Origin of the sequence: Hyphomonas sp. (genome assembly GCF_040882205.1) — a bacterium.
GTDB lineage: Bacteria > Pseudomonadota > Alphaproteobacteria > Caulobacterales > Hyphomonadaceae > Hyphomonas.
The window spans coordinates 1-8,447 of sequence record NZ_JBBEBT010000018.1; the positions used below are offsets into that span (position 1 = coordinate 1).

Annotated in this window: 9 protein-coding genes; 1 reads left to right on the forward strand and 8 read right to left on the reverse strand. The window is 64.6% G+C overall.

Annotation, left to right across the window (positions count from 1 at the left end; all coding sequences use genetic code 11):
* Nucleotides 1–35: 35 nt before the first annotated feature.
* Entirely contained in the window at nucleotides 36–1,166 is a 1,131-nt protein-coding gene (locus tag WEA77_RS01335) for an MmgE/PrpD family protein (protein WP_368066075.1), read from the reverse strand.
* Between the two features lie 262 nt (nucleotides 1,167–1,428).
* Between WEA77_RS01335 and WEA77_RS01340 the strand changes: the two genes are divergently transcribed.
* Nucleotides 1,429–2,163: a GntR family transcriptional regulator gene (locus tag WEA77_RS01340; protein WP_368066076.1), complete on the forward strand. Its 735-nt coding sequence runs from the start codon at nucleotides 1,429–1,431 to the stop codon at nucleotides 2,161–2,163.
* A 174-nt stretch (nucleotides 2,164–2,337) separates the two neighbouring features.
* Here the strand turns inward: WEA77_RS01340 and WEA77_RS01345 are convergent, their stop codons facing one another.
* The 7 genes from WEA77_RS01345 to WEA77_RS01375 all read right to left on the reverse strand — a co-directional run.
* A complete protein-coding gene (locus tag WEA77_RS01345) occupies nucleotides 2,338–3,510 on the reverse strand; it encodes a CaiB/BaiF CoA transferase family protein (protein ID WP_368066077.1) in 1,173 nt (390 codons plus the stop codon).
* Complete coding sequence (locus tag WEA77_RS01350; RefSeq protein ID WP_368066078.1) at nucleotides 3,507–4,649, reverse strand: CaiB/BaiF CoA transferase family protein; 1,143 nt, start codon at nucleotides 4,647–4,649, stop codon at nucleotides 3,507–3,509. Before WEA77_RS01350 ends, WEA77_RS01345 begins: the two co-directional genes overlap by 4 nt.
* Nucleotides 4,649–5,839, reverse strand: coding sequence for an acyl-CoA dehydrogenase family protein (locus WEA77_RS01355; protein WP_368066079.1), 1,191 nt, complete (start codon nucleotides 5,837–5,839; stop codon nucleotides 4,649–4,651). The genes WEA77_RS01350 and WEA77_RS01355 overlap by 1 nt, the downstream gene beginning before the upstream one ends.
* A 40-nt stretch (nucleotides 5,840–5,879) precedes the next feature.
* Nucleotides 5,880–6,401, reverse strand: coding sequence for a MaoC family dehydratase (locus WEA77_RS01360; protein ID WP_368066080.1), 522 nt, complete (start codon nucleotides 6,399–6,401; stop codon nucleotides 5,880–5,882).
* A gap of 6 nt (nucleotides 6,402–6,407) precedes the next feature.
* Nucleotides 6,408–7,223 (reverse strand): CoA ester lyase, encoded by an 816-nt coding sequence (locus tag WEA77_RS01365; protein ID WP_368066081.1) that lies wholly within the window; start codon nucleotides 7,221–7,223, stop codon nucleotides 6,408–6,410.
* 79 nt (nucleotides 7,224–7,302) lie between these two features.
* Nucleotides 7,303–7,914 (reverse strand): VOC family protein, encoded by a 612-nt coding sequence (locus WEA77_RS01370; protein ID WP_368066082.1) that lies wholly within the window; start codon nucleotides 7,912–7,914, stop codon nucleotides 7,303–7,305.
* Nucleotides 7,911–8,447 (reverse strand): CpcT/CpeT family chromophore lyase (locus WEA77_RS01375; protein WP_368066083.1); only part of this gene is annotated, 537 nt, incomplete at its 5' end. The genes WEA77_RS01370 and WEA77_RS01375, both read right to left, overlap by 4 nt.

Below are 8,447 nucleotides of genomic sequence, written 5' to 3' on the forward strand. Positions count from 1 at the left end.
CAGCCCATGCGCGATGACGGCGTCGACAAGCCGCGTCATCCGAGCCGGGCCTCCAGCAGGGCCAGAAGATCGCCGGGTGTGCCCGCGCCGGTGAGCCCTGAAGCTGCGCCGATCAGGGCCTCTGCGTCAGCCGCCGACCAATCGGCCGCCGCCAGCAGGGCCCGCGTCTTGGCTTTCACCTCATCATCCGTGATCGGATTTTCCGGATCGCCCCAGGCATCTGCGACCTCTACTGCGGCGCCGCCGCCTGAAACCCTGGCACCGAACCGGCCCGGATAGGCGCGCGTGAATGCGCCATCTTCGCGCACATCGATGCGTCCGCGCATCGACGCCAGCGCCGGGTCGTCAATGGCGGCGAGGGAGAAATCTCCCAGTCGGGGCGCGCCTCGTATGAGAGAAACAGCCACGGCATGCTGCAGCGAAAACTTTGCCTCCGCCACCGTCCGGGGAGCAGGATTGTCGCAGAACCTGAGGGCATCCCGGTAGGTTTCGACAAGGATGCGTCCTTCAGCGCCGGGCGGGCGCAGGACGAGCGCTGCATCGATCGCGGCATGGGCATGACGGCAAGCGGGCCACGGCTTGGTGCTGACATCGGCAATCAGCCAGGGCTCCGGATAGACGGCAAGCACGTCCTGGGCCGCAGCGCCCGGGCACATGGCCGCAAAGAAGCCCTGAGGACCTTCAAGGATCGTGCGCGGCCCCCTGGCTCCGCTGGCCGCCAGGCGGGCCGCCGAGACACCGGCCCGCGCCGCGTTCGCCGTATGCAATTGCTTGCCGAGGCTGGCGGGCTCATGGCGGGTCTGCCAGAATCCCGCCGACTGGCTGACGCCGAGCGCGAGCGCGTCGGCGAGACCGTCCTCCGGCAGATCGAGCAGAATGGCGCACGCCGCCGCAGCGCCGATCGCGCCGCAGGTCCCGGTATTGTGCCAGAGTGCATAATGGCCTGCACCGACGGCGCGGCCGAGCCTGATGGTGGCCTCGTAACCGCGCACGATTGCGTCGAGGAGACAGGCTGCTGATGCGCCGGTCTGCGCGGCCAGCGCGAGCGCCGCCGGAACTGTGACCGGTCCGGGATGCAGGAGGGCCTGCTTGTCCACATCATCCATCTCGAGAATGTTTCCCAGCGCGCCCCAGGCAAAGGCTCGCCCTTCCGCGGACCGTTCCATTGACTTCAGGAAACATTGGCCGGCAGGCTCCCGCGCGCCGGTCGCCGCGCAGCCAACCCAGTCCGACACCCGGACCGCAGCGCGCCGCCGCGCTTCTTCCGGGACCGGACGGCGCAGGTGCCGCGCCAGAGATTCCAGGACCGGGGATTCCAAGACTGGCGGAGGGAAACTTTGTCCGGACATAAGGAAGGTCCTAACACATTGAGGCGGAATTCGTGAACACCAAACTTGACGCCGGGCGCGACAAAATCGAAGGAAATGCATGACCCCTGCATCGCCCCCGCCCGGCAAGGCCGCCCCACCCCGTTATCGGCAGATCGCCGCCCTGCTGCGCAAACGCATCACGAGCGGCAAGCTGAAGCCGGGAGACTCCCTACCAACGGAAATGGAGCTTTGCCAGACCTTCAGCATCTCGCGCCATACAGCGCGCGACGCCTTGCGGCTTCTTTCCGATGACGGACTGATCGAGCGCCGACGCGGAGCCGGCACGATCGTCGCGGCGCCGGGCCAGGCTGCCTTCGCCCAGGGCCTCAGCGATTTCGACTCGATCCTGCAATATGCGCGGGAGGCGCGCTTTGATGTGTCGTCCGAACGGGATGCCGATCCGGACTCGCTGAAACGACTTGGCCTCACCGGCGCCTACCGCCAGTTCATCGGCTTCCGCCGCACCGGCCGCCAGCCGCCGCAGGCCATCACGGCAGTCTATGTGCGTCCCCATGTGGCCCCGGACGCGGCAATCATCGGCAAGTTGTCCGGCTCGATCTCCGAGTGGATCGAGCAGACGCATGGCCTCAGCATCGACCGTGTGACCCAGCGGATGGAAGCGGTTGCATTGAACGCAAGCCAGGCGAAACGGCTCGGTGTGGAAACGGGGTTTCCGGCCCTCAGGACCGTGAGGCGTTACCGCGACAGCGCCGGCGACCAGGTCCTTGTCTCCGAAAGCCTCCACCCCGCCGGGCGATTTGCCTATGAGATGACGCTCGAGCGAAAGCGCTGACCGTCGCGCGCCCCGGCAAGATCGGCCCTGGGATCCTACGACGCCTGCCGGCAAATGCCTGCATGCCGTCTCAGGGCGCAGACGCGGCGGGATTACGGAGCCGGGCGCCACGCCTCAGCTGACGTCACGTTCCTGGTCAGGCGCCGCCATGAGCCCGGCGGCCCCTACGGGCTTTCATCCGATCGTGCCCTTCCCTTTCAGCACTGAAATCTCGTCAGGGCTCAGCCCCGCAGCGGCCGCGATGGCCGCGCTATCTTCGCCGTATCCGGGGACCCGGGTCTGCGGCCTCGGGGGTTCATGCCTGAACCGTATGGGCGAGCCGACATGCCGCGCGCCGGTCTCGTCGGTGAACACCATGCCCCGTTCGGCCGTGAACGGATCATCGAAGGCGTCCTTGAGGTTGCGCACCCAGCTCCAGCAGCAGTCGACATCTTTCAGGAAGGCCTGCCAGTGCGCGAGCGGCTCGGACTTGAACGCGGCGCGGAAGAAGTCGCGCAGCGGCGCCTGTTCCGGCCCGGGAGGACGCCTGGCATAGACGCCGAGGTCCGGGCGGCCAAATGCGCCGAGCAGGTTGTCCGCAAACTTTACCTCTGAGCCGCCGAGAATGAGAAACCCGCCATCGGCCGTCTCGTAGATATTGTACATGGCGCTGCCGCCAAAGCTGCGCATGTCCTTGACCGGGGGTGCGCGGTTCTCCGCGAAAACCGGCCCGAGCACGTTGGGCGTCCACGAGATGGCAGCGTCATACATCGAAAGGTCGATATAGTCCCCGAGGCCGGTCGATTCACGCCGGTAGAGCGCCATGAGAATCGCCGACAATGCCATCATCGACGAGGCGGCATCCGCAAACGGCATGTTCGGCATCGCCGGCTTGTTGTCCTCAAGACCTCGGTTGAGATCGACGAGCCCGGCCAGTCCCAGCACCGTGAGATCGTGGGCTGGCTTGAGGGCAAGGCTCGAGGCCTGGCCAAAGGCAGAAATGGAACAATAGACAAGGCGCGGATTACGCGCCGCGAGGGTGGCATAATCGGTGCCGAGGCGCGCCATCACGCCGGGACGGAAAGCTTCGACAAACACATCGGCCGTATCTGCAAGCCGAAGCAGCAGGTCGAGGCCCGCTTCATCCTTCAGATCCAGCCTGAGGCTGCGCTTGCCCCGGGCGATGTTGCGCAGCCAGACCGTAACGCCGTCTCCGGTCCGCTCGCCGATTTCCCGGACCGGCTCGCCGACACCATTGGCAGGCTCGACCATGATCACATCGGCGCCGTGATCGGCCATCATCATGGTCATGTGAGGCCCGGGCAGGAAGGCCGAGAGATCGAGGACTTTCAAGCCTTCGAGCTTCATATTCCGAACTCGCTGTTGTGCTCACCGAGGCCAGGTCCGCGGGTCAGCGCGGGGCGCTCCCCATTGATCCGGAACGGCGCCGAAAGTGCCCGGTAGCCCGACGGAGCCTCCGGATGCGCAAGCTGCGTCGTCATTCCCGTTTCGGCCACATAGGGATTGTCGAGCGCATCGGCCAGCGAGAGAACCGGCGCGAACGGAACATGGCCGGCCAGCCGGGCCGTCCAGTCTGATGTCGTGGCCGCTGACATCACGGCGTCTACCGCTTCTGTCAGCGCGCCGAGGTTCTCGCGGCGCGCCGGGATATCGATGAACCTCGGATCGATGGCAAGGTGGCCGGCGCCGGCCCGCGCACACCAGAGTTCCCAGAATTTCGGCGTCTGGCACATCAGCAGGCCCCACCCGTCCGCGGTGCGCACCAACTGGGACGGCGCGATCGAAGGATGTGCACCGCGCGGCAGCCGCTCGATCTCGTGCCCCCTGTTCAGGTACCAGGTCGCCGGATAGGAGAGCTGGTGGAGCGCCGTATCAAACAGGCAAACATCGATATCGCTGCCTTCGCCTGTTCGCAGGGCTCCGATAATACCGGCGAGGAGTCCTGTCGCCATCTGGCTTCCGGTATGGAAATCCACGACCGACAAACCGCAGCGCACCGGCGGCCCGTCCGGTTCGCCACTGAGCAGCATGAACCCGCCTTCCGCCTGCATCAGGTAGTCATAACCCGGCCAGTCAGCCCGCCCGGTACTACGTCCGTAGGCGGACAGGTGAGCGCAAACGATCTTCGGATTGACCTGTTTCAGGGTTTCAAACGTCAGGCCCAGTTTCTCCGGCTGGTCTCCCCGCAGGTTGTTCGCGACAGCGTCCGACCGGCGCACGAGCTGCTCGAAGGCCGCGCGGCCGCCTGCAGACTTGAGGTCCAGCGCGACCGATTTCTTGCCATAGGAGAAAGTCTGGAAAAAATCGGAATCCTCCGTCCCAAGGAGGTAGGGCCCCACGCTGCGTGAGACATCGCCCCCGCGCGCGGCGTCCTCGATCTTGATCACCTCTGCCCCAAGCTGCGCCAGCAGAAGCGTGCCGTAGGGCCCTGCCCCGTACTGTTCGACGGACAGTATCCGGATGCCGGCAAGGGGCAACGCAGACATCAGGCCGGGTTCCGTTTGACAAGCTGGCGCGCGATGATGATGCGCTGCATTTCGTTCGTCCCCTCACCAATGCACATCAGAGGGGCATCCCTGTAGAGACGTTCGATCACGTACTCCTTCGAGTAACCGTAACCGCCATGTATCCGCATCGCTTCGAAAGCGACTTCCACAGCGGTTTCGGATGCGAAATACTTGGCCATGCCGGCTTCCATGTCGATCCGCTCGCCGCGGTCATAGGCTCGGGCGGCATCTTCGACCAGCAATTCGGCGGCGCGGGTCTTGGCAGCCATCTCGCCAAGCTTGAGCTGGATCGCCTGATGCTCGCAGATGGGCTTGCCCATCGTGCGCCGGAGCTGCGAATACTTGACGCTTTCCTTCAAGGCGCGCCGGGCAATGCCGACCGAGCGTGCCGCAATGTTGATCCGCCCGATCTCGAGCCCGCCTGTCGCCATGAAGAAGCCCTGGCCTTCCTCGCCGCCGACAAGGCACAGATCGGCGTCACATTCGTAATCTTCAAAAATGAACTCGCCGGAATCAATGCCCTTGTAGCCGAGCTTCTCCAGTTTTTTTCCGTTCCGGATCCCGGGCAGCGCTGCACGGGTTACCGGGTCGATCTTCGGGGTGATCAGGATCGACATGCCCTTGTAACGCGGCTCGGCTTGCGGATCGGTCTTGACCAGAAGCGCGACGCAGTGGCCCTCGATAGCATTCGAGATCCAGGTCTTGGATCCGTTCACGACATACTTGTCGCCCTTCCGGCGGGCCTGCGTCCGGATCGCCTGAAGGTCTGTTCCGGCATCCGGCTCTGTCAGGCCAAGCCCGCCGCGCAGCTCGCCCGTCGCAAAACGCGGCAGCCAGTATTCCTTCTGTCTCTGTGTGCCGAAACGCTGGACGACGGTCGCCATCATCAGATGCGAGTTGAAGATGCCGGTCAGGCTCATCCATTCCTCGGAGATCAGGGTCACGATCTTCGAATAGGTGGCAGCCGAGAGGCCGAGTCCGCCATAGTCGGGATGGATCAGGGCGCCGAACAGGCCGAGCTCGGCCATGTCGTTGACGAGATCGGCCGGCCACTCATTGTCGTGCTCCAGCTGCATCGCAACCGGCGCCACCTTCTTCTCGATCCATTTCTGGACGGCTTCGAGCATCTGGCGCTCGTCGGCTTCGGTTAACCCTGTCGTATCTGCCATGTCTGGCCTCCTGCCTGGTGATGAGTGCGCCACCTGCGCCTCAGTAGGTGCCGACCTTGTCTTCTACGGCGTGGCCGCGCGCCGGTATCAGCATGTTGCGCCGGAACGTGCAGATCATCACCTTGTCCTGATTGAACCCGCGCGTAATAATGGTCACGATGCCCTGCCCGGGGCGGCTCTTGCTCTCGCGTTTCTCGACGACTTCGCTTTCGCCATAGATCGTATCTCCGGCAAAGACCGGCGCCGTGAACCGCACGTCGTCCATACCGAGATTGGCGATCGCCTTCTGGCTGGTATCGGTCACACTCATGCCGATCAGCAGGGCAAGCGTATAGGGACTGACAACGAGGTTGCGTCCGAACTCGCTGGCCTTTGCATATTCGGCATCGAAATGCATCGGATGGGTGTTCATCGTCATCAGGGTGAAGAGGTGGTTGTCATACTCGGTGATGGTCTTGCCAGGGCGGTGCTCGTAGATGTCGCCGGGCGTGAAATCCTCGAAATAGCGTCCGAAGGTTTCACGATAGCGGTTCGGCCCCACTTGTTTCCAGTTCTGTACCATTCGTCTTCAGCCTCCAGCACGGTCGATGAGTCGTTGAGCGGCAAGGATGACGGGCCGGTCCACCAGCTTGCCTTTGAACAATACGGCCCCGGCCTGCGCGGCGGCCGCGGCCTCCAGCAATGCCCGGGCGTGAGCTACGTCCTCGACTGAGGGCGAGAAAACGGTGTTCACCAGCGCCACCTGCCCCGGATGGATGCAAGCCCGCCCCGACAGACCCAGCGCCTTGCTTCGCCGGGTTTCTGCCTCGAGACCCGCCATATCCGCGACATCCAGGAACGGCACGTCATAGGTTGCCGCGCCCGCTGCCGCGCCCGCAGCTGCAATGGTAGCGCGTGCCAGCAGCATGGCGTCCCAGTTGGCGAGGTCCGCCCCGAGGCTTGCCGCATAGTCGGCCCCTCCGAACAATAGCCCCGCCCCAGCTTCGTGGGCGACCGCGTAGACATTCGACAGGCTGCGGCCACTTTCTATGACGGCGATGATCTGCCGGGTGCCGAGCGCCTCTGCCACGATCTCGATATCCTGAGCGGTCTCGGCCTTCGGGACCATGACGAAGGCAGGCTTGCGGGACAGGGCGTCCAGGGCGGCGATGTCCGCGCACCCGGCCGCCGTGCGCGGAGAATTGATCCGGACCCCCGCTGAGGCTGCACCCATGTAAGAGGCAAGCCAGGACAGGGCGGACGCGCGGGCGGCATCCTTCTCTCCCGGCAGGACAGCGTCTTCCAGGTCGATGATGACCGCGTCCGCGCCGCTCGCGGCCGCCTTGTCAAAGCGGTCAGCGCGTGCGCCGGGCACAAACAGGAGGGAGCGGAACGCCTTTGTCATTTGTCCGGACAAATTAGAAGCCTGCACGCGCCCGGTCAACTGCGCCGTCCGTTATTTGTTGCCACCTGCCCGCGTGGCTTCAGGGTTTATCGCGCGGATCGAAAATCTTCTGGTTGAGTTCGATCGTATGGCCATCGGGATCGACCAGCATCGACACCATCACAACAATGTCGCCGGCCGGGGAAGGATATCGCCTTTCCGAGGGCGCACCGAGCACCGTGACGCCGGGAACGCGTGAGGCGGCGGCAAACCGCGTCTCGAGATTCTCGGTATGGAAGAGCAGGACAATCTCGCCCGGCGTGAAGTCCGCCGGATCCGGTGCGGCCAGGTCCTTGTCGGTCTGATCGAGAAACTGCCAGAGGCCGATCATCCCGAGTTCGCCGCTATTGGTCTGTGTAAGGACAAGGCGCGATCGGTTGCGGCCATCGGCCTCGTGGCGGGTCGTAAGCCCGGGTGATGTCAGCTCTTCGTCGTATACGACATCGAACCCGAGGGCGTCCCGGTAAAGCTTCAGCGAAGCTTCCACGTCCCGCACGACCAGCGTTGTCCGGCGCAGGTTGATGTCGAATGCGGGATAGGGGTTGCTCGCCCCGAGCAGCTCAGGCTGCCCGGGGGCCGGACTGGACGTATCGACATGCGTGCAGGCGGCCAGAAAGGCCGCGCAGAGCGCGGGGATCAGCAGGCGTTTCATTCGGTATGCTCCATGCGAGTGAATATGTAGCCGCCACGCGCCGGGCCCCAGACCCGGATCCCCGCCGCGTCGAACCCGCGGTCCCAGTTCACGTAGGTATCCCGGGTGCGGATGGAGCGGCTATCGACCTTGACCGCGCCCTTGTAGTCGTTGGGGCACGCGGCCGCGCCCTGCCAGAAGCCCGCAGCCACGCGGTGCATCCGGCTCATGCAGGCCGCTTCGCCGATCCAGTCCGGACCAAAGGGCTGCGCGCTCCTGGCCCAGAAGCCTTTTGCATCCTGGCGCGCCTCGGGCGTGGCAAGCCGGTAGGTCGTGGCCAGGACCTCATCAGGACCAAGAGTTCGGAGATGGATAACCACCTGGAAGTAGGGCTTGTCCTTCGCGCCGCCGCGCGCATCCGTCTCGCCACTGGCCGCGATTACGGCGTTTTCCTGATAAAGCCAGATACCATCCGTGCGATCTGTCAGAATACGGACGGTTTCGCTTTCAACCCAGTCATAGCCCGGCTCGGACGACTGGGCCCGGCTGGTCCA